At 68.4% G+C, this 19,078-nt stretch carries 14 protein-coding genes; 5 read left to right on the forward strand and 9 right to left on the reverse strand.

The window, feature by feature from the left end:
• The first annotated feature begins 151 nt into the window (after positions 1-151).
• On the forward strand, positions 152-1,285 hold the full coding sequence (locus DMH01_RS15940) for an SWIM zinc finger family protein (RefSeq protein ID WP_125677495.1): 1,134 nt from the start codon (positions 152-154) through the stop codon (positions 1,283-1,285).
• Here DMH01_RS15940 and DMH01_RS15945 read toward each other — a convergent pair.
• The 4 genes from DMH01_RS15945 to DMH01_RS15960 all read right to left on the reverse strand — a co-directional run bounded on the left by DMH01_RS15945 (position 1,268) and on the right by DMH01_RS15960 (position 6,924).
• Positions 1,268-3,715, reverse strand: coding sequence for a DUF6493 family protein (locus DMH01_RS15945; RefSeq protein WP_125677497.1), 2,448 nt, complete (start codon positions 3,713-3,715; stop codon positions 1,268-1,270). The two genes, DMH01_RS15940 and DMH01_RS15945, sit on opposite strands and share 18 nt — an antisense overlap.
• 455 nt (positions 3,716-4,170) lie before the next feature.
• The gene (locus DMH01_RS15950) at positions 4,171-5,196 is read right to left on the reverse strand and encodes an NAD(P)-dependent alcohol dehydrogenase (protein WP_125677499.1); all 1,026 of its coding nucleotides are present in this window, start codon (positions 5,194-5,196) and stop codon (positions 4,171-4,173) included.
• Positions 5,193-5,909, reverse strand: coding sequence for an iron-sulfur cluster assembly protein (locus DMH01_RS15955; protein ID WP_125677501.1), 717 nt, complete (start codon positions 5,907-5,909; stop codon positions 5,193-5,195). Before DMH01_RS15955 ends, DMH01_RS15950 begins: the two co-directional genes overlap by 4 nt.
• A 1-nt stretch (position 5,910) precedes the next feature.
• On the reverse strand, positions 5,911-6,924 hold the full coding sequence (locus tag DMH01_RS15960) for an amidohydrolase family protein (RefSeq protein ID WP_125677503.1): 1,014 nt from the start codon (positions 6,922-6,924) through the stop codon (positions 5,911-5,913).
• Positions 6,925-7,043: 119 nt separating this feature from the next.
• Here DMH01_RS15960 and DMH01_RS15965 point away from each other — a divergent pair, with 119 nt between their 5' ends.
• Positions 7,044-8,540: a helix-turn-helix domain-containing protein gene (locus DMH01_RS15965; protein WP_233621541.1), complete on the forward strand. Its 1,497-nt coding sequence runs from the start codon at positions 7,044-7,046 to the stop codon at positions 8,538-8,540.
• On the opposite strand, the gene DMH01_RS15970 is transcribed toward DMH01_RS15965, so the two are convergent.
• A complete protein-coding gene (locus DMH01_RS15970) occupies positions 8,537-9,373 on the reverse strand; it encodes an NAD(P)-dependent oxidoreductase (protein ID WP_125677505.1) in 837 nt (278 codons plus the stop codon). The genes DMH01_RS15965 and DMH01_RS15970 overlap by 4 nt on opposite strands.
• Positions 9,374-9,425: 52 nt before the next feature.
• Between DMH01_RS15970 and DMH01_RS15975 the strand changes: the two genes are divergently transcribed.
• A complete protein-coding gene (locus DMH01_RS15975; protein WP_125677507.1) occupies positions 9,426-9,809 on the forward strand; it encodes a MerR family transcriptional regulator in 384 nt (127 codons plus the stop codon).
• Positions 9,810-9,821: 12 nt separating this feature from the next.
• Here DMH01_RS15975 and DMH01_RS15980 read toward each other — a convergent pair whose 3' ends face one another.
• Complete coding sequence (locus DMH01_RS15980) at positions 9,822-10,811, reverse strand: malate dehydrogenase (protein WP_125677509.1); 990 nt, start codon at positions 10,809-10,811, stop codon at positions 9,822-9,824.
• 500 nt (positions 10,812-11,311) lie between these two features.
• Between DMH01_RS15980 and DMH01_RS15985 the strand changes: the two genes are divergently transcribed.
• Positions 11,312-11,893 (forward strand): DUF4360 domain-containing protein, encoded by a 582-nt coding sequence (locus tag DMH01_RS15985; protein ID WP_125678777.1) that lies wholly within the window; start codon positions 11,312-11,314, stop codon positions 11,891-11,893.
• Between the two features lie 274 nt (positions 11,894-12,167).
• Positions 12,168-12,812: a DUF4360 domain-containing protein gene (locus DMH01_RS15990; RefSeq protein WP_125677511.1), complete on the forward strand. Its 645-nt coding sequence runs from the start codon at positions 12,168-12,170 to the stop codon at positions 12,810-12,812.
• Between the two features lie 280 nt (positions 12,813-13,092).
• On the opposite strand, the gene DMH01_RS15995 is transcribed toward DMH01_RS15990, so the two are convergent.
• Genes DMH01_RS15995 through DMH01_RS16005 form a run of 3 tightly spaced genes read right to left on the reverse strand, consistent with a single transcriptional unit; the run spans position 13,093 to position 19,071 of the window.
• The gene (locus DMH01_RS15995) at positions 13,093-15,189 is read right to left on the reverse strand and encodes an FUSC family protein (RefSeq protein WP_125677513.1); all 2,097 of its coding nucleotides are present in this window, start codon (positions 15,187-15,189) and stop codon (positions 13,093-13,095) included.
• Complete coding sequence (locus tag DMH01_RS16000; RefSeq protein ID WP_125677515.1) at positions 15,186-18,257, reverse strand: GH92 family glycosyl hydrolase; 3,072 nt, start codon at positions 18,255-18,257, stop codon at positions 15,186-15,188. The genes DMH01_RS15995 and DMH01_RS16000 overlap by 4 nt, the downstream gene beginning before the upstream one ends.
• Before the next feature lie 55 nt (positions 18,258-18,312).
• Positions 18,313-19,071, reverse strand: coding sequence for an SDR family oxidoreductase (locus DMH01_RS16005; RefSeq protein ID WP_125677517.1), 759 nt, complete (start codon positions 19,069-19,071; stop codon positions 18,313-18,315).
• Positions 19,072-19,078 lie beyond the last annotated feature (7 nt).

Genomic DNA, 19,078 nt, shown 5'->3' on the forward strand with positions numbered 1-19,078 from the left:
CGGCAGGTCCCGAAACCCGCGCCGGGGCCTGCCGTCGACGCCATCGCCTTCAAGCTGTATAACGACCTATTCGGCTGGGCTTCGGGCAAGATCATTCCGGGCGGCGAAAAGACCCGCGAAGACTGTCGGGGGGTCTGGCTAGGGTTGCCCGGTGATCACCGAGGTGTTGCTGGAACAGGCCGAAGAGGACATTCGGACGCCGGTGCTCTTCAAGGGTTTTCTGGAACCCGGGGCGCAGGCGGCCCAGGCGTTGCTCGTGGTGGGGAAGGTCGCCCGCACCCGGTTCTGGATGCCGCCGTCCATGGTGAATCGGCTCATCGCCGAGTCCGATCCGGTGTTCACCGCGGCCGGGACGACGCTCCGCGCGGAAGCCTTTTCTCCCTGCTGCGGCCTGTATGCCAGGCTCGACCTGCCGGACGTGGGAGAGCTCGGCGGAGGCTGCACGAACGTCGACCTGTCCGACGCGACGCGGACCGTCCTCGCGGGGGTCGTGGCCCAGGATCCCCTGCATCTGACCGTTCGTGGTGAGGGAATCCGCCTCCGCACGCTCGATGGGCAGAACGACGAGTCGCTGGTTCCGCTGCCGGACCGCTGGGTGGCGGGGTTCGCCGAAGTCGCCGCTGTCACGGAGGGTGCGGTGGAAAAGGCAAAGCTGGACAAGGCGGAGACACGGAACTTCCTGAGGCGGATCCCCACCGTGGTGGGCCGGTCGTGGGCGGTGGTGTCCGGCCGCGGGCTCAGGTTGACCTCACGGCCGGGGCGCGACTCGATCCCGGCGACCGGACTGCATCGGTTGCGAGTGATCGAGCCGCTGATCCGGTTCACCCAAGGGCTGACCGTCTACACGCGACCGGACAGTGAGGTCGCGGCCTGGGTGCTCCAGCTGGAGCGGGCGCGGCTCGTCGTGACGCTCTCCCCGGAGCCGTCCCGTGGCTTCTCGGGAGAAGGTGGCTGGCTGAACGCGCTGGCCGCAGGTCTCGAAGCACCGGAGCTCGTCACGGGTCGCACCGGTCACGACGTCGTCGACGGCACGTGGTTCGCGCGCGAACTCCCGAGCGGGAACGCTCCGGCGAACGGCCGTCTGGCGAAGGCCCGCGAGCTCGTCGCCGCCGGAGCCGTCCGGTTGTTGCCCGACGGTGGCTACGAGATCACGCGTGGCGGTTCCGTGCAGCGCGTCCGGCTTTCTCCGGCCGGGTGCACGTGTGCGTGGTGGGCCAAGCACCAGGAGACCCGGGGGCCGTGTTCGCACGTCCTGGCAGCCCGGATGTCATCGGCGGAGTCGTGACGCCGCCTTCGCCGCTTTCGAACTGCCTTTGAAGCCCGCCAGCCATTCCTTCGTTTCGGCGCTGATCGTGCCGGCTCCGCGTTCGACGAGGTCCGCGGCGAGTTCCAGGAGCGCGAAGACACCGCGCTGGGAGTGCTCCAGCTCCGGCAGCAAAGTGTCCAGTGTGGACAGAACGGCTACCGGGTGTTCGATCGCGATGGTCGCAAGCCGGGGAGCCAGCCGGGTCGCGACGAGGTGCGGGCCGAGCACTCCGAGCGCCGCGCCGAGTGCGCGGGGGCCGAGCAGCCGGCGGTCGAAAAGGGTCAGCACGGCGTCCGTGCCCAGTTGGACGGCGGCAGGGCGTTTCAGTGCGAGGGTGAGGCCGAGGAGCATCGTGCCTGCGAATCCCGGGGTCGAGGGGCTGTCCAGGAACGGGGGCAGCGCGGCCTTCTCCACGGGATCGCCGAATTCGGTGTCGTTGGAGAACAGGCTTTCGGCGACGGCGGCTTCCAGGTGGTCCCGGTCGTAGGGGGAGGCGACCGCTTCGTGGCATTCGGTGAAGCCGAGCCACTCAGGGGCCGGGCCGTCGAAAGGCACACCCAGCCAGGGCGCTTTCGGGGAGACCGCTTCCGGAACCGGTTCGGTGTCCAGTGAGGTCATGCCGTAGTCGTTGGGGCCGACCGTCGCCGTCCAGGTGAACGGCGGTCCGGGTTCGCCGCGGAGCGCGGCGGCGGGGTCGGCCGATTCGGGGTGCCGGGCGCGGGCGGCGGCGAGGGCGATCCAGCCGGTTTCTGCGATGGGCGGCCCGCCGAGGGCGTAGCGGATGCTGTCGGCATACGGCCCGGTGAGTTCCGAGGCGAGCGCGAGAGCTTCGGGCCTGGTGTCCGGGGCGAGCCGGAGGAGTGCGTCGACGACGTCGTCTTCGGCCGCGTCGGGGTGTTCGAGCATGCGGGAGACGAACACGACGGGGTCGAGCCAGCCGCCTCGGTGGGTGGCGGCGGAGACAGGGAAGGCAGTGCCTTCGAGTAAGGCGGTGACCCGGTGGTGGAGCGGACGTCGCCAGCCGTCGACCTCGGGTGGGGGCGTCACGTCGCGGCCGGTGAGGCCGAGGACGAGGGTGGCGATCATCTTCGGCACGGCCGCGCTGTACCTCTGGCCGTCGATTCTGGTGGCGCGTTTCACCAGTGGTTTGAGAGCGTCCTGGAGTTCGCCCGCGACACGGTGGGCGCCGTCGAGAGCGGCCAGGAGGAGATCGGCCTGGTCGGGGTCGGCCAGCAGGGAGGAGAGGGCTTCCGCGACCGCGGCCGGGGTGTCGGGGATTTCGAGCGGGCTGGTCAAGGTCTTGCGCTGGTCCCACGGTGGTCGCACGGGTTCGGGGTATTCGGCGGCTTCGATGGCGGGTGCTTCGTCGGGGGTGACGCCGAGCCGGGTGGTGGCGAGGGCGCGGACGCCGGAGGACTCGTGGGTGAGTGCCGCTTCGAAGACCTCGTCGGCGAGGTCGGTCAGTTCGGGCCGCCGGTCGGCGATGCGGCCGGCGAGTTTGAGTGCGAGTTCGGCGGTGGCGGCGCCGCGTCCGGCCGCCGCCGCGGGGAGGTGCTGGAGGGCGACTTCGTCGTCGAGCGTGCCTTGCTTGTCCACAAGGGACAGTGCTTTGACCGCGAAGGAGACGGTGCGCGGGAGGCCGCTTCCGCACAACCGGGCGTAGCGGTGCTGTGCCTTCGTGCGCTCGTCAGGGGTGGGGGCGAGCGCTTCGTGGAGGGCGGCGTACCACTGGGCGCGGAAGGCGGCGAAATCGCGGGCGAGGACGTCGAGGGTGAGATCGAGCAGTCTGGTTCGGTCGACTTCACCGGTCTCGGTGAGTTCGAGCAGCGCGGTCGACCACTTGTCCTCGTCGCGGACGTACTTGTCGAAGGCGGCGAAACTGGCGTCTCCGTTGCCTTCGATCGTGAGCAGTTCCCAGAGTTCGGTGAGGGCTTCCGGTTCGGCGCGGAGCCGCTCGGCCAGCGGTTTGCCGCGGAAACGTCCGGCCCAGCGGAACCAGCCGGCGTGGTACTCCGGTGTCCGGATGGGTTCGAGGTCGCCGTCGAGGATCATGCGGCGGATGGCTTCCCATGCGGTCTGGTGGCCGATCATGCGAAGGGCGATCGTCTTGCGTTCGGCGAGTGGCCGGTCCTGCAGGACGCGTTCGAGGATCGTGGGCGAGGCGATCCAAAGTTTGCGGAGCAGGGGGTCGCTCGCGGGGAGGACGGTCCAGAGCGCGGTGGCAGCTTGCTGGCCCCTGAGTGCGTTGCGGGCGCCGTAGGTGTTGGGCCTGATCTCGACGAACTCGCTGCTGTCCTTGAACGCGGCCAGAAGTTCGGGGACGAGGGCTTTCCGCTCGGCGGGGGAGAGCGCGAGGGTCCGGGTGAGGACTTCCGAGGGCTGGCCGGTGAGAAGCGCGTTCAGCTGCACTGGGCCAACTTAGCGGCCTGTCGGTCTCGTGGGTGGTGAGTGTCGTTAGGGCCAAAGCTGCGGGCCGTAGTGAAGGCCTCCTTCACTACTCTCAGGGTAGCCAAGGAGTCCTTCACTACGTTGGTAGCGCCAAGCTCGCCCGACAGGCGGCGGCGAGGTCGTGCCGGGCTCCTGAAGTACATGAAGGACCCCTTCCTTGAGCCTGGCGCAAGGAAGGGGTCCTTCATGTACTTCAGACAAGGTGTGAAGGTCTAGTTTCCTCGGCTGAGCTGGGGGAAGGAGGCCTTCCCGCGCAGCCGCTGTGACCGCTGGTGCCTGTGGGGCGCACGTGGCGATGACCGGTTCCGTGAAGGCCTCCTTGAGGGACCCAGAGTCCCTGAAGGAGGCCTTCACGGACTGGACAGGCGGCCCGCAGCCGGAATCCACGTAGGTGCAGTCCTTAAGACCCGCGAGGGTCAGGGGACCAGGATCGCGCGGCCTCGGATGCGTCCGGCGTCGAGGTCGTCGAGCGCGGTTTGGAACTCTTCGAGCGGGTAGCGCGCGGTGTGGAGTTTCACGCGGCCTTGGGCGGCGAGGACCATCAGCTCGCAGAGGTCGGTGTACGAGCCGACGAGGTTCCCGATCAGGTTGATCTCGCTGGAAATGACGTCGATGGTGGGGACGTCGATGTTCTCCCCGTAGCCGACGACGTGGTAGTCGCCCGCTCGGCGCAGCATGGCGAGGCCGTCCTTGGTGGCGCCGCCTTCGCCGACGAAGTCGATGACGGTTTCGGCGCCTTCGCCGCCGGTGAGGTCGAGGACCTGGTCGATCTGGGTGCCGTCGGCGATGACGCCGTGGTCGGCGCCGATGGTGACGGCGAGTTCGACGGCGTCGGGGTTGCGGTCGACGACGACGAGTTCGGCGGCGGTGAGGGCCTTGAGCACCTGGATCCCGATATGGCCGAGGCCGCCGGCGCCGATGACGACGCAGCGGTCGCCCGGCCTGAGCCTCCGGGCGGCTTTCGCCGCGGCGTGGTACGCGGTGAGCCCCGCGTCGGCGAGGGCGGCGACGTCGGCGGGTTCCAGGCTGTCGTCGATCCGGACGACGCTGCGGGCGGAGGTCTTGAGGTATTCCGCGTAGCCGCCCGCGGTGTCGATGCCGGGGAACTGCGACTGGGCACAGTGGACGTCGTCGCCGGAGCGGCAGGCACGGCAGAGGCCGCAGGTGATGAGGGGGTGGACGATGACCTTGTCGCCTTCGGCCACGTTGGTCACCGCGCTGCCGACGGCGTGTACCCAGCCGGCGTTCTCGTGGCCGATCGTGTACGGCAGGGTGACGCCGGACTTCTCGGCCCATTGGCCTTCGAGGATGTGGAGGTCGGTGCGGCAGACGCCGGCGCCGCCGATGCGGACGATGACGTCGTAGGGGCCGGTGGGTTCGGGTTCGGCGACCTCGGTCAGCTGGAGCTTTTCGTGGTAACCGATGACCTGGATCGCTTTCACGATGCGTGGACCTCCTGGTTGCGGGGTGTCTGGTCGGCGGCGGATTCCGGGTAGCGGGTGCGCAGCAGGCCGCGGCAGAAGTGGGCGTTGCCATCGATCGAGATGCGGACGGAGCGGGCGAAGCGCAGCCGTAGCGGGATTTCTTCGCGGGGGTAAGGCTTTCCGTGGTCGTCGACGAGGACCGGCGCCTCCGGTGCGGTGTCGAGTCCGAGCGCGGCCCGTCGGCGCAGGAGTGCGTGGGTGGTGCGGTGGTCGGGAAGGTCGGCGAGAGTGATGTCGTGGAGCCGGTCTTCGGTCAGTTCCCGGTTTTCGCGCAGGAGCCGGGTGAGGGCCCGCTCCATGGCCGCGGTGTGGGCTTTGCGGCGGAAGGTGAGCCGGAGTTCGTCGAGGTCCTGCTCCGCTTCGTCGCCGAAGGTGCCGCGGTAGCCGGCGTCGGCGGCGAGACCGCGGTTGATGAGGTCGGAGTCGTGATGGTCGTCCAGGACGACGTGGACCCGGGACACTCCGTCGAGCGCGGCGAGGACGTCTTTGGCGTCGGACGCCATGAGGTAGGCGAAGTTCGGCGAGCAGAACGACGTCGGGAGCCTCAGGTGGACGGTGACCTCGCTCCCGTCGACGGTGAGGGAGCGGACGAAGCCGAGGTCGGTGATGGGTTCGTCGAGTTCGGGGTCGAAGACGGCGTGAAGTGCTGTGTAGGCGTCGTGTTCGCGCATGTCAGGCCACCGAGACGGCTTGGGTTTCGAGGCGCGGGACCTGGAGTTCTTCGGGCACCGGGAGGTCGTACATCGCGGCGGCGTTGAGGCCGAGGATCTTGCGTTTCTGGTCGGTGGTCAGTGGCGCGTACTCGGTCATGTCCTCGGGGATCTGGAAGTCGACGAACCGTTCGACCAGCCATTTCGGGGTCCAGAGCGCGTAGTCGCTGGAGAACTGGATGCGGTCTTCGTCGAGCCAGTAGAGGAGTTCGCCGATGATCTGGGCGAAGTAGCGCGGGCGGGTGTGGATGAAGGGCATCGCGACGGCGAGGCCGGCGTGGACGTTGGGTTCCTGGGTGGCGATCCAGCAGAAGTCCTCGAGCCGGGGGAGCCCGCAGTGTTCGACGACGAAGTCGAGGTCGGTGTAGTCGGTGGCCACCTTGTCGACGTCGGCGACGTCGAAGGCGTCGCGGTCGAGCGGGCGGATGGTGGGGCCCTTGTGGATGTGGATGTTGCGGATGCCGAGTTCGAGACACGTTTCCAGGTAGCGGCGGCACCAGGGGTCGTCGAGTTTGTAGCCGCGGGAGTCGTCCCGCCATTCCGCGGTGTAGAGCTTGACGCCTTTGAGACCGAAGCGTTCGGCGTCGCGGCGGAGCTGGTCGAGGCCGGCTTGTTCGAGGCGTGGATCGAAGCAGTGGTTGTAGGTGAGCTTGTCCGGGTGCTGCTTGGTGAGGGCGAAGGCCTCTTCGGTCTGGCCGAAGCCGTTCTTGTAGAAGGCACCGAGGTGGGCGGGCTGGAAGATGGCGTGGTCGACGTAGCCGTCCTGGAAGAGGTCCTTCATCAGGCGCGCGCCGCCGTAGTAGAGGTATTCGTCGTAGGACCACAGCTCGGATTCCGGGCTGAGGTTGCGGTGGTAGTCGTAGAAGCAGTCGATGAACTGCTTGCCGTGGATGTTGGCCTGGTTCTCCGGCCGGGCGTCCCAGAGCGCGACGTGCGCGTCCACGATGAAGTAGCTCTCGCCGTCCTTGGTGTACATGGTCTTCCTCCGCAATCGTGACCGCCGTTGGCACGTTGGAGGTGAACGGTAGGGGTGTCGGCGCAGGTCAGGGAGGCGCTCGGTGTCTCAGTTTGAGACACCGGCGAGCCTGTGCGCCGGTGTCCGCGGACGTACGCTGGCGGAGGTCCGAACGCACTGTGGCGTCCCGGGAGGTCGATGTGGAGAGCGCGAACGCGGTGATCGCGCCGCGATTGCGGGCGTCTTGGCAGCGCAGCGCCAGGTACGGCGCCCCCGAGGACGAGGTGCGGCCGGTGTTCACCGGGTCGCTGGACACCGGTTCGCTGCTGTACGAGTGCGGCAACGAGGTGCTGCGGGGGTTGCAGGCGACGCTGGCGAACGAGCCGGTCAGCTTGATGATCACCGACAGTGAGGGTTTGGTGCTGAGCAGGCTGTGCACGGACGCGTCGATCGTGCGGTCGTTGGATCGGGTCCACCTGGCGCCGGGGTTCTACTTCGCGGAGAGCAATGCCGGTACCAATGGGCTGGGTCTGGCGCTGGCCGATCGCGCGCCGACGTTGGTGCGGGCCGCGGAGCACTACTGCACGGGTTTGCGGGGCTATACGTGCGCGGCGGTGCCGGTGCTGGATCCGCTGACCGGCGCGTTGGCGGGCAGCGTGAACTTGACGACGTGGTCGGATCAGTCGTCGGAGTTGCTGCTGGCGCTGGCGCAGGCGGCGGCCGGGAACACGGCGGCGTTGATGCTGGCACGGGCGTCGGGGCGGACTCCGCGGCCGGCGCCGCGTGGTGAGGTGTTCCGGGTGCACTCGGATCGGTTCGATCCGGCTGATGCCCCGAGGCTGTCGCCGGGCTGGTCGGACGCGCTCGGCGAGGTGGGTTCGGCGTTGAGTCGTGGGCGGGTGGTCGCTGTCGTCGGTGAAGCCGGGGCGGGGAAGACGGCGCTCGCGTCGGCCGCGCGGCGGGCGACGCGGCCGAGGGATCGGGTGCTCAACGCGCGTCCGCCCGCGCCGGACGACGTCGACACCTGGCTGACGTTGTGGACTCCGGAGCTGGAGAAGGAGGGGACATGCGTGATCGTCTCGGGGGTGGACACGCTCCCGGCGTGGGCGGCCGCCGAGCTGGCGGGGTTGTTCGCCGAAGCTCGGCAGGAGGGTGAGCCGCCGCCGTTCGTGCTGACCGCGGAAGACGCCGGCGCGCTCCCGGAGGCGCTCGCCCCGCTGGTGGAGGTGGTGGTCGAGGTTCCGGCGTTGCGGTTCCGCCCGGACGACATCCTGCCGCTGGCCTATCATTTCGCCCGCCGCGACCGGGGGCGCGAGGTCGCGTTCACCCCGGCCGCGGTGCGGGCGCTGACCGCCTGTGACTGGCCGGAGAACGCCAAGCAGCTGCGCCGGGTGGTGCGGGAGGCGGCGTCGAGGTCGGACGTGATCGACAGCCGTCATCTGCCGGCGGAGGTGTTCTCCGGGGTGGGGCATCGGTTGAGCCGGTTGCAGGCGATGGAGCGGGACGAGATCGTGCGCTGCCTCGCCGAGCCGGGGGCCACCGTGGTCGGTGCGGCGGAGAAGCTCGGGATGGGCCGGGCGACGCTGTACCGGAAGATGGGTCAGTACGGGATCAAGGCGCGGCAGTTCCGCTCTTAGAGGGCGGCGAGCCTGGCGAAGCCGTCAGAGCCGTGGCCGGCGTCGATCGCTCGCTGTACTTGGGCTCGGGCCGCGGTGAGGACGCCGTTGTCGAGGCCTTGCGCGCGGATCGCGTCGAGGATGTGGTCCATCGTCGCGGCGGTGGATTCGAGGGTACCCGCGTCGCCGGAGTAGTCCTCGGTGGCGACCTGTTCGGCGAGCAGGTCGATCATGGCGGGGAAGAAGCCGAGCAGCGCCTTGGCGTGTGCGCCGATGTCGGTGGCGCCGATGCTCTCCGCCTTCGCGAGCGCGAGCATGTGGATCACTCCGCTCATGGAGGTCCAGAGCATGTCCTGCAGGGACGCGTCGAACGCGGCGGCCTGGCCGGGGGAGTCGCCGACGTATTGCGCGTTCTCGCCGAGCGCGGCCAGCGTGGGCCGGTGTGCTTCGTAGACGTCGGCGGGGCCGCTGAAGAACAGGGCCGCGTCCGGGCCGCCGATCGCGTCGGTGGTGGCCATGATCACGCCGTCGAGGTAGTCGATGCCGTGCTCGGCGGCCCAGGTCGCCATCGCGCGGGCTTGCCGTGGTGATCCGCCGCCGAGGTTGACGAGGGTGCGGCCTTTGAGCGCGTCGGTGTCGAGGATCGACTGTGCCACGGCGTAGTCGCGCACGCAGACGATCACGAGCGGGCTCGCCTCGATCGCCTCCGCGGCGGTCGCTGCGACGGCGGCGTCGAGGCCGATTTCCTTGCCAGGAGTGCGATTCCAGACGGTGGTGGGGTGGTCGGCGGCGGTGAAAGCGGCGGCGAGGGCGTGGCCCATGGGGCCGAGTCCGAGAACGGTCACGGTGGTCATGGCGGCTAAGCTAAACCTTGACATTGACGTGAGAGTCAAGTCTGGAGTGCGGATGCGGATCGGGGAACTCGCGCGGCGGACAGGCGTCAGCGAACGTGCGCTGCGGTACTACGAGGAGCAGGGACTGCTCACCCCGGTGCGGCGGCCGAGCGGCTACCGCGTCTACGGGGACGCCGACGTGGCCGCGGTGCGGCGGATCAGGATCCTGCTCGCGGCCGGGCTGAACACCGCGCAGATCCTGGAGATCCTGCCCTGCATCGTCGACGAGGACGGCTGGTTGACGCCGGATTGCCCGGAGCTGGTCGAGGCGCTGCGGCAGCAGCGGAGCCGGATCGACGACGCGATCGGTGAGCTGGAGACCACCCGCGCGAACCTCGACACGATCATCGGCAGCGAAAAGGCGGCCGCGTCCCGAGGGACACGGCCGCCTTCGTGAGGTGGTTCAGGCTCAGATGAGGCCGAGCTTCTTCACCGCGTCGCGCTCTTCGGCCAGCTCGTTGACCGAAGCGTCGATGCGGGCGCGCGAGAAGTCGTCGATCTCCAGGCCCTGGACGATCTTGTACTCGCCGTTCGCGGCGGTGACCGGGAACGAGGAGATCAGGCCCTCCGGGACACCGTAGGAGCCGTCGGACACGACCGCCGCCGAGGTCCAGTCACCCTCGGGGGTGCCGTTGACCCAGGTGTACACGTGGTCGATCGCCGCGGAGGCGGCCGACGCCGCGGAGGACAGGCCGCGGGCCTCGATGATCGCCGCGCCGCGCTTGGCGACGGTCGGGATGAAGTCGTCGGCCAGCCACTGCTGGTCGGTGATGACCTCGGTCGCGGGCTTGCCGGACACCTCGGCGTGCGCGATCGACGGGTACTGGGTCGCGGAGTGGTTGCCCCAGATCGCGACCTTCTTCAGCTCGGTCACCGGCACGCTCAGCTTCTTCGACAGCTGCGCGAGGGCGCGGTTGTGGTCGAGGCGGGTCATCGCGGTGAAGCGGTCGGCCGGGACGTCGGGCGCGTGCGCCTGCGCGATGAGGGCGTTGGTGTTGGCCGGGTTGCCGACGACGAGGACCTTGATGTCGCTCGCCGCACCGGCGTTGATGGCCTCACCCTGCGGCTTGAAGATGCCACCGTTGGCCTCGAGCAGGTCGCCGCGCTCCATGCCCTTGGCGCGGGGACGGGCGCCGACGAGCAGGGCGACGTTCGCGCCCTCGAAGGCCTGCTTCGGGTCGTCGAAGATGTCGATGCCCGACAGCAGCGGGAACGCGCCGTCTTCGAGTTCCATCGCGGTGCCCTCAGCCGCCTTGACCGCCTGCGGGATCTCCAGGAGCCGCAGCTTCACCGGGGTGTCCGGGCCGAGCAGCTGACCGGACGCGATGCGGAAGAGCAGCGCGTAGCCGATCTGGCCGGCCGCACCGGTGACGGTGACGTTGACAGGGGCTTGGGTCATTGCGGTTCTCCAGCTTGAGGCGACATCGACTTGTACCGCGATGCTAGTCCTGTCCCGAGTCGCCGTTCGGGTGCGTCCAGTCACTGTTTTCTTGATCGATGCGGTCCGCGGCCGCGGCACACCGCCGGGTGACCCGGCTCACGCACCCCGCCGCGTCGGGACGCGGGGGAGCGAGGCGGCGGAAACGCCCTGTCTCTCCGGAATCGTCAACGGCGAACCCGCGAAAGCATTTTTCATATCGTGCGAAGTGAATGGTGTTTTCCGGGGACTACGGTGTTCCCCATGGATCCGGAAAACGGTTACAGACCATAACTTCATTTCATGAACCGATTGCCGGGACGTTTGCGTCCGATCGGCGGGCGGCATCGTGAAGATCGTTTCGCTAACATGAGTCCGCCCAGTCCCCCGCCCCCCGTGTGGAAGTTTTCGGGAAGGACCCCATGCTCAGCACAATGGTCGCCGCCGTATCTCTTTTCTCGTCGATAATAACACCGAACAGCATGTCCCCGCCGCCGGGACCGCCGCCCGACCGCGTCGTCATCGACGTCGTCACGGTCAACGGCTCCGGCTGCCCGCCGGGTTCTTCCGCGGTCGCCGTCGCCAAGGACAACACCGCGTTCACCGTCACCTACAGCGAATACACCGCTCAGGTCGGTGTCGGCGCGAAACCCACCGACTTCAGGAAGAACTGCCAGCTCAACCTCAACATCCACGTTCCGCAGGGATTCACCTACGGTATCGCCAGTGCTGATTACCGCGGTTTCGCCTATCTCGAATCCGGCGCCAAGGCGCTGCAGCGGGCGAATTACTACTTCCAGGGGAATTCGCCTACCGCGCACGTCAGTCATCCCGTCAACGGGCCGCTCTCGGACAACTGGCAATTCCGTGACGAGGCCGAGGGTGGCGTCATCATCTACAAGCCGTGCGGCGAGGACCGGAACCTCAACGTGAACACGGAACTGAGGGTCGGCGCCGGTTCGTCGGATCCGAAGAAGACCACCAGTTTCATCACGATGGATTCGACCGACGGCGCGTTCAAGACCACCTACCACTTCTCGTGGAAGACCTGCCCGACCTCCTGACCTCTGTTCCCGGGTGACGGCCTGCTTCCCGGTCCGGAAGAAGGCCGTCCCACCCATGCCCGGTCAGGGTCTTGGCTGCCCTGAACGAGGGCTTCACCGCTCGTCGCCGCCCGTCCGGCGGCGACGAGCATTCTCGACGACCTCATTTTCGGCGGTCACCCCTTCCGGTGATCGAAACCGTTTTCGCCCGAATCGGCGGCCGACCCGGAGAAGAACGTCTCGCTGACCTCGAATCCGCCCGGATCCGCCGTGTGGAAGCCTTGGGAAGGATCCCATGCTCAACGCGCTGGTTGCTGCCGTAACGCTTTTCTCTTCGGTCGTCACTCCGAACGCCTGGGTGCCGCCCCCGTTGCCGTCCGACAAAATAGTCATCGACGTCGTGACCGTCAACGGAACCGGATGCAGACCCGGTACGGCGGCCATTTCCGTCTCGCCGGACAACACCGCGTTCACCGTCACCTACAGCGAATACACCGCTCAGGTCGGCGTCGGCGCCAAACCCACCGATCTGCGCAAGAACTGTCAGCTCAACCTGTATGTCCACGTGCCGCAGGGATTCACCTACGGCATCGCGGGCACCGATTACCGAGGTTTCGCCTCCTTGGCCGCGGGAGCCACTGGGCTGGAACGGGCCAACTATTACTTCCAGGGCAATTCCCCGACATCCTTCGTGAACCACAGCCTCAAAGGCCCGTTCGAGGACAACTGGCAGTTCACCGACAACATCGAAGTCGGCGCGATCGTCTACAAACCCTGCGGTGAGGATCGGAACTTCAACATCAACACGGAACTGCGGGCCGGGGTAGGCACTTCCGATCCGAAGAAGACCACCAGTTTCGTCACCATGGACTCGACCGACGGTTCCATCAAGACCACGTACCACTTCTCGTGGAAGAACTGTCCCAAACCGAAGAGCTGACCCCTCTACGTGGATTCCGGCCGCGGTTCGATTTCCGCGGCTCGGTCCGTGAAGGCCTCCTTGAGGGACTCTGGGTCCCTCAAGGAGGCCTTCACGGAAGTTTCTGAGCGTCACATTCGCCCCATGCGAACTTCACACCTCGCCGAAGTACATGAAGGCCCCCATCCTTGCGCCTAGGTACAGGAAGGGGGCCTTCATGTACCTAGGCGACCCCAAGGCGTTGCGGGCCGGTCCGTGAAGGCCTCCTTGCCTACCCTCAAAGTAGGCAAGGAGGCCTTCACTACGTCTGGGACGACTTACCGGACGGCTCCGGATCTGTGGCCTCGACCCCGAACACGCGGCCCAGCGCGATCACTGTCTCGTCGAGGTGCCCGAGGCTGGTGAGCACCGAACGTGCCCGCGGATCGTCGATCCGGTCCGCCACCGGCGTGCCGTCGTCCCGGATCAGCGTCCCGTGTCCCGAGCCGCCGGGATCGCCGATCGCCTTCCTCAGCACCGCGGTGTTCTCCCGGATCCGCCCGGTGTACAGCAGCAGCCGGTCCGCCTCGTTGAGCAGGAGCCCGGGCTGCGACCGCGCGGCGACGTGGCGGGCGCGGAAGGCGATCGTCTCCACCGTCGTGAGCACGTGCCAGCCGTAGTCACGACGGCTGCTGAGATTCACCGGATGGGTGAGCGGCTCGATCGTCGTGCGGACCTTGTCCACCGCCCGGTCCAGATCACGCGACTTCTCGATGACGCTCACGTTCTCCGCGCCGGACAGCAGCCCCGCGGCCTTCTCGACGAACTCGTCCAGTTCCTCCAGCAGCGCCGAGACGTCGTCCAGCATCACCGCCCGCGTACGCACCGGCATGATGACCACCGCCGCCAGGACCCCGGCGGCCGCGCCCACGGCGGTCTCCGCGACCCGGATCCACAGCACCTCGATGCTGAACGTCCCCAGCAGGCTGTACAGCAGCCCGAGCATGCTGGTGATGAAGAACGCCATGATCACCTGCGACACCCGCGCCATGTAGACCATGCCGAACACGCACACGAGGATCAGCGCCAGCGTCGCCGGCACGCTGCCCGACACCAGCAGCGTCAGCACCAGCCCGCCCACGATCCCGATCAGCGTGCCGCCGAGCCGCCGGACCCCCTTGACGAACGTCGCCCCCGCGGTCGACGAGCCGATGAACACCACGAACACGGTCAGCACCGCCCAGTACCACCGCTGGCTCGACACCAGCTCCCCGCCGAGCACGGCGAGCCCGCCGCCCACCACGGCCTGGATGGCGCTGCGCGTCTGGTTGTCGTAGGCGAACGCCGAGGACTTCTCCTCCTCGGGGTCTTCGGGATCATCGACGGCATCGGAGACGTCGTGCTCGGCCACCCGCTGCGCACGTACGTCGGCCAGCGCGAGTTCGGCGAGCGCGCGGCGGACGCCGTCACCGGGCGCGGCGTGCTCGTCGATCCGGCTGCCTTCCACCAGCATCTTGCTGAACTCTTCGGTCTCGCTGATCAGCGGCAGCTCCCGCGGGTCGCGTTCGATCAGCGACCGGAACCGCCGCATCCGCGCGATGAGATCGTCGCGGACGTCCTCGTCGAGGTCTTCGGCGCAGGTGCGCTGCACCGTGATCGTCAGCCACTGCACCGCCAGCTCGACCTCGATCGCCCGGCGGCGAAGCCGGTTCACCGAGTCCGCGCCGGTCACCTCCGGCGCGGTGTCCTCGATCAGCAGGACGGACTCGTGCATGCGGGCGTTCGTCCTGCGGAGCCGTTTGCGGGTGCGCTCGCTGCCGCCCACCGCGAGGTGGTCCTCGGCCGCGCGCACCACCGCGGCGAGCCGCGCCCGGAACGCCCGCCGGATCCGGAGGAACTCCGCGTCGGTGTGCCTGCGCAGCAGGACGAACCGGACCACCGCGTTGGCGGCGATCCCGATGGTCAGCGCCAGCAGCAGCGCCGGGACCTGCTTCAAATGCGTCTGCAGGAACATCGCGAAGAAGAACAGGAAGAACGAGAGCGAGCCCAGGGCGATGCCGCGCGAGCCGAACCGCTGGGCGTAGACCGCGACGAAGATCAGCAGGACGAACACGATGCTGTCCAGTGGCGGCACGGCCGAGCCCACGCTCGCCGCCGTGAGCGACGCCGCGCCGAGCACCAACCCGAGAACCAGCGTCACCGCCTGCTTCCCCGGGGTTTCGTCGTTGACGGTGAAGGCGGACGTCATGGCGGCGATCGCGGCGACGAGGGTGACCGTGAGGGGCTGGTGGAACGGCAGGATGGCCAGCACCGCGACGACGATGCTGAGGACGGCCGAGAAGCCGAGCCGGAGCCGGACCAGGCCCGGGTCGGAGGCGACCAGACGATCGGTCGTGGCCTGGGTGATGCGGGTGATCATCGGGCGAGCAGCTCTCCTTGGGCGAGGGTGACCCGCCGGGCGGTGGACGAGGTGACGCGAAGACGGTATCGGGCGTGCCGCGCCGGCCCGGCGAGGGCGAACGGCCGCGTCTGACGGCGCCACCGGAACTTCTCGCCCTCACGCTGGTCCAGCAGCGTCCAGTGCTCGCCGTCGTCGGATCCCTCCAGCACCCACGAGCGCGGATCACCCCCGCGGCTGCCCGACGTCAGCGTGTACATCACGACGTCACGAGCAGCGTCCTCGACGGGGAACTCGATGACGGGTTCGCGTTCGGGGAAGGTGATCTCGGTCTTGGTGGTGTCGTCGAACAGGGGACCGTCGGGCACCGTGATGTCCGTGAGCGGTCGCGGGTCGGCGGGCTCGACGGGGGAGCGACCCCACTCCGACGGCTGCTCGCCCATCGTGAACTTCAGCACGGCACCCTCGGCCAGCGCGGAATGCGGAAGCGTGGTGCTCTCGTGCGGCCGTCCGTCGATCGTCAGCCCCTGGACGTACACGGTGTCGCCGGTGTTGCCGGGCGCCTCGATGACCAGGTCCTTCCCGTTCTCCAGGTGGACGGTCGCCTTCGTGAACAACGGCGCGCCGATCACGTACTCGGGGCTGCCCATCGCCAGCGGGTAGAACCCGAGCGCGGCGAAGACGTACCAAGCGGACATCTCGCCGTTGTCCTCGTCGCCCGGATAGCCCTGGCCGAGGTCGCTGCCGACGTAGAGCCGCCGCAGGACCTCCCGCACGATCCGCTGCGTCTTCGCAGGCGCGCCCGCGTAGTGGTAGATCCAGGGGATGTGGTGGGACGGCTGGTTGGAATGCCCGTACTGTCCCATTCGGACGTCGCGAGCCTCGGTCATCTCGTGGATCAACCCGCCGTAGGAACCGGGTTTGCGGCCGGTCTCCGCAGTCGCGAAGAAAGTGTCCAGTTTGGACTCCAGCGCCTCGGCGCCGCCGTGCAGCGCGGCGAGCCCGGCGCCGTCGTGGGGTACCGAGAAAGCGGTGTTCCAGGAGTTCGTCTCGGTGAAGTCGCCGCCCCACGCCTCGGGGTCGTAGCCTTGGGCGGCGAAATGACGGCTGCCGTCACGGTTACGGCCCTGGAAGAAGCCGATCAGATGGTCGAAGTGGTTCGCGTACTGCTGTGAACGTTGCCGGAAGTACGCGGCGTCGTCGTGATGCCCGAGCGCTTCGGCGAAGTTGGCCAGGCCGAAGTCGTTGATGCAACCCTCCAATGCCCACGACAGCCCTTCATGGACCGACGTCGGCGTGAAGCCGAGGAAGATCGACTCGTGCAGGCCCTTGCGGCCGACACTCTGCCCGCGGGGCGTCACCGTCGCGTTCTTCAGCGCCGCTTCGTAGGCGGCCTCGACGTCGAATCCGCGCACGCCTTTGAGGTACGCGTCGGCGAAAGCGACGTCGGAACTGGTGCCGGTCATGAGGTTGGCGTAGCCGGGGGAGGACCAGCGCGAGATCCAGCCGCCTTCGCGGTACTGCTGGACGAATCCGTCGATCATCCGTCCGCATCGGCCGGGCGTGAGCAGGGCATACGCGGGCCACGTGGTGCGGTAGGTGTCCCAGAAGCCGTTGTTGACGTACATCTCGCCGTCCACGACCTTCGCGCCGGTCCTGGTGCGCGTGCTGGGCCAGAGCCGGCGGATGACCGGGCTCGCGTGGCGGACACCCTTCGGTGTGACTTCGTGCGCGGAGTTCGGGTACAGGAACAGCCGGTAGAGGTTCGAGTAGAACGTGGTGCGCTGGTCCTCGGTCGCGCCCTCGATCTCGACCCGGTCCAGCACCTCGGCCCACTGCGCGCGGGCTTGATCACGGACCTGCTCGAAGGTCGTGCCTGCCGGGATCTCCTGGTCCAGATTCCGTCTGGCCTGCGCGAGGCTGATCAGCGACGTCGCGATCCGCATCGTCACTTCGCCCGCGGCGAACTCCAGGAACCCGGTCACCGTGCGCCACACCGGGCGCCGGATCCTCCCGCCGCGTTCGGCCGGGACGTCGAACTCGGCGTGGACGAACATCCGCCGTGCTCCGGTCGACAACCTGCTGCGCACCCAGGTGTGGCCGGTGACTACGCCGTTCGCCGCGTCCAGCCGCAACCCGCCCCGGTTGCGGGCGTTGTCGAACAGCAGCCAACCTCGATCACCCGGGAAGGTGAAGCGGAACAGCGCCGCGTGATCCGCCGGGGCGATGTCGGTGGTGACGCCGTTGGCGAACCGGACACCGTAGTGATGCGGCCGGTCGACCTCGTCGTCGTGGGAGAACGCGAGCGCGCGCCGCGCCCGGTCGGCCTCGACCGGGCCGATCCCCGGCATCACCTGGAAGGTGTGCCGGTCACCCATCCACGGGCTCGGCTGATGCGACAGTGCGAACGCCTGCAGCGCCGGACGGTTCGTGGCGTCGTTGTGGCGGTGGTAGCTGTAGATCCAGTTCGTGGCGCCCGCGTCGGTGACCGGGGTCCAGAAGTTGAAGCCGTGCGGGACCGCGGTCGCGGGGAAGTTGTTGCCGCGGGAGAACTTGTCGCTGGAATGCGTGCCGCGGGTGGTGCGGACGTGGTCGACCGGCTCGCGGATCTCGATCGCGCGTTCGGTGATCCGGACGTCGTCGATCCAGCCCGCGCTCGCGCCGTCCGGCGGCTCGCTGACCAGGACGACCCGGGCGATCCGCCGTCCGGCGAAGTCGCCGAGCCGTCGGCGCACGAGATTCCACTGGTCCACGTACAGCGTCTTGTCCAGGGCCTGCTCCGTGGCGCTGAACCCGGCCGACGTCCCGTCGGCGAACTCGACTTCCAACGCCACGAAGGTGCCGTGGTAGTCGGTCCCGGCTTCGGGGAAGACCACATAGGACAGTTCGGTGTCGCCGGTGACCTCGATGTCCACTTCGAACACGGTCGCGCGCAGCGTGTTCTCGTAGCGGAGGGCGTGCGCGCCGGTGAACCCGACACCGGCCTTCGCGGTCGGCGACGACGCCGGGCCGGTGCCGACGCGCAGGGCCGGATCCAGCGGCTGCGGATCACCCGTTTCGAAGGAGGAGAAGAACCCGGTGATCGTCACCAGGCCACCGTAACTCGGACGCGTGAGCGCGGCTCGGTGTGCCGCATCCAGAGGACTAAACGCGTGAGGAAAGGAACTCCTCGAACGTGCCCGAACCGGTCGCGTTCTCCGGTGTCAGGTTGCCGCCCGCCCGGAACGCCCGCGCCGCCTTGCCCAGCAGCCACAGCGACACGATCGGCTTCCGGCGCCCCACCGACCGCTGATACGCCTCCGCCAGGTCACGCGCGCTCCGCACCTCGGGGCCGCCCATGTCCGGCACCCGCCCCGACGGCTCGCCGGACACCAGCTCGACCAGCCTGTCCGCGACATCGGCGGTGCTGACCGGCTGGAACCGGAACCCCGACGGCATGAACGTCACCGGCAGCCGCCGCTGCGCCGACGACGCCCGCGCGACGAGCTCGTGGAACTGTGTCGCGCGCAGCACCGTCCACGGCAGACCGGACTCCTCGATCACCTTCTCCGAGGCCAGCTTCTCGTCGTAGTAGAAGAACCGGATCAGGTCGATGCCGACGATGGAGATGTACACCAGATGCGGACTGCCCGCCCGCCGCGCCGCCTCGACCAGGTTCCGCGTCACCCGCTCGTCCCCGCGACCCAGCGTCGACGCGCAATGGACGATCGCCGAGACACCGTCGACCGCGTCGGCGAGGCCGTCACCGGTCTTCAGATCGCACCGCGCCCATTCGTTCGGTTCCTCGGCGGGCCGTGGCCGCCTGCTCATGATCCGAACCGGCCTATCTTCGGCCACCAGCCGCCGCACGACCTCGCGGCCGAGGTCGCCGGTACCGCCGGTCACCAGAATCGGGTTCGTCACCTTGGTC

This window comes from Amycolatopsis sp. WAC 04182, from assembly GCF_003947465.1.
Taxonomy (GTDB): Bacteria; Actinomycetota; Actinomycetes; order Mycobacteriales; family Pseudonocardiaceae; genus Amycolatopsis.

What these genes read in the sequence shown, in the direction of transcription:
- DMH01_RS15980 (WP_125677509.1), bottom strand. Translation starts at nt 10,811, where the DNA reads ATGACCCAAGCCCCTGTCAACGTCACCGTCACCGGTGCGGCCGGCCAG.
- DMH01_RS15985 (WP_125678777.1), top strand. Translation starts at nt 11,312, where the DNA reads ATGTCCCCGCCGCCGGGACCGCCGCCCGACCGCGTCGTCATCGACGTC.
- DMH01_RS15990 (WP_125677511.1), top strand. Translation starts at nt 12,168, where the DNA reads ATGCTCAACGCGCTGGTTGCTGCCGTAACGCTTTTCTCTTCGGTCGTC.
- DMH01_RS15970 (WP_125677505.1), bottom strand. Translation starts at nt 9,373, where the DNA reads ATGACCACCGTGACCGTTCTCGGACTCGGCCCCATGGGCCACGCCCTC.
- DMH01_RS15960 (WP_125677503.1), bottom strand. Translation starts at nt 6,924, where the DNA reads ATGTACACCAAGGACGGCGAGAGCTACTTCATCGTGGACGCGCACGTC.
- DMH01_RS15975 (WP_125677507.1), top strand. Translation starts at nt 9,426, where the DNA reads ATGCGGATCGGGGAACTCGCGCGGCGGACAGGCGTCAGCGAACGTGCG.
- DMH01_RS15955 (WP_125677501.1), bottom strand. Translation starts at nt 5,909, where the DNA reads ATGCGCGAACACGACGCCTACACAGCACTTCACGCCGTCTTCGACCCC.
- DMH01_RS15995 (WP_125677513.1), bottom strand. Translation starts at nt 15,189, where the DNA reads ATGATCACCCGCATCACCCAGGCCACGACCGATCGTCTGGTCGCCTCC.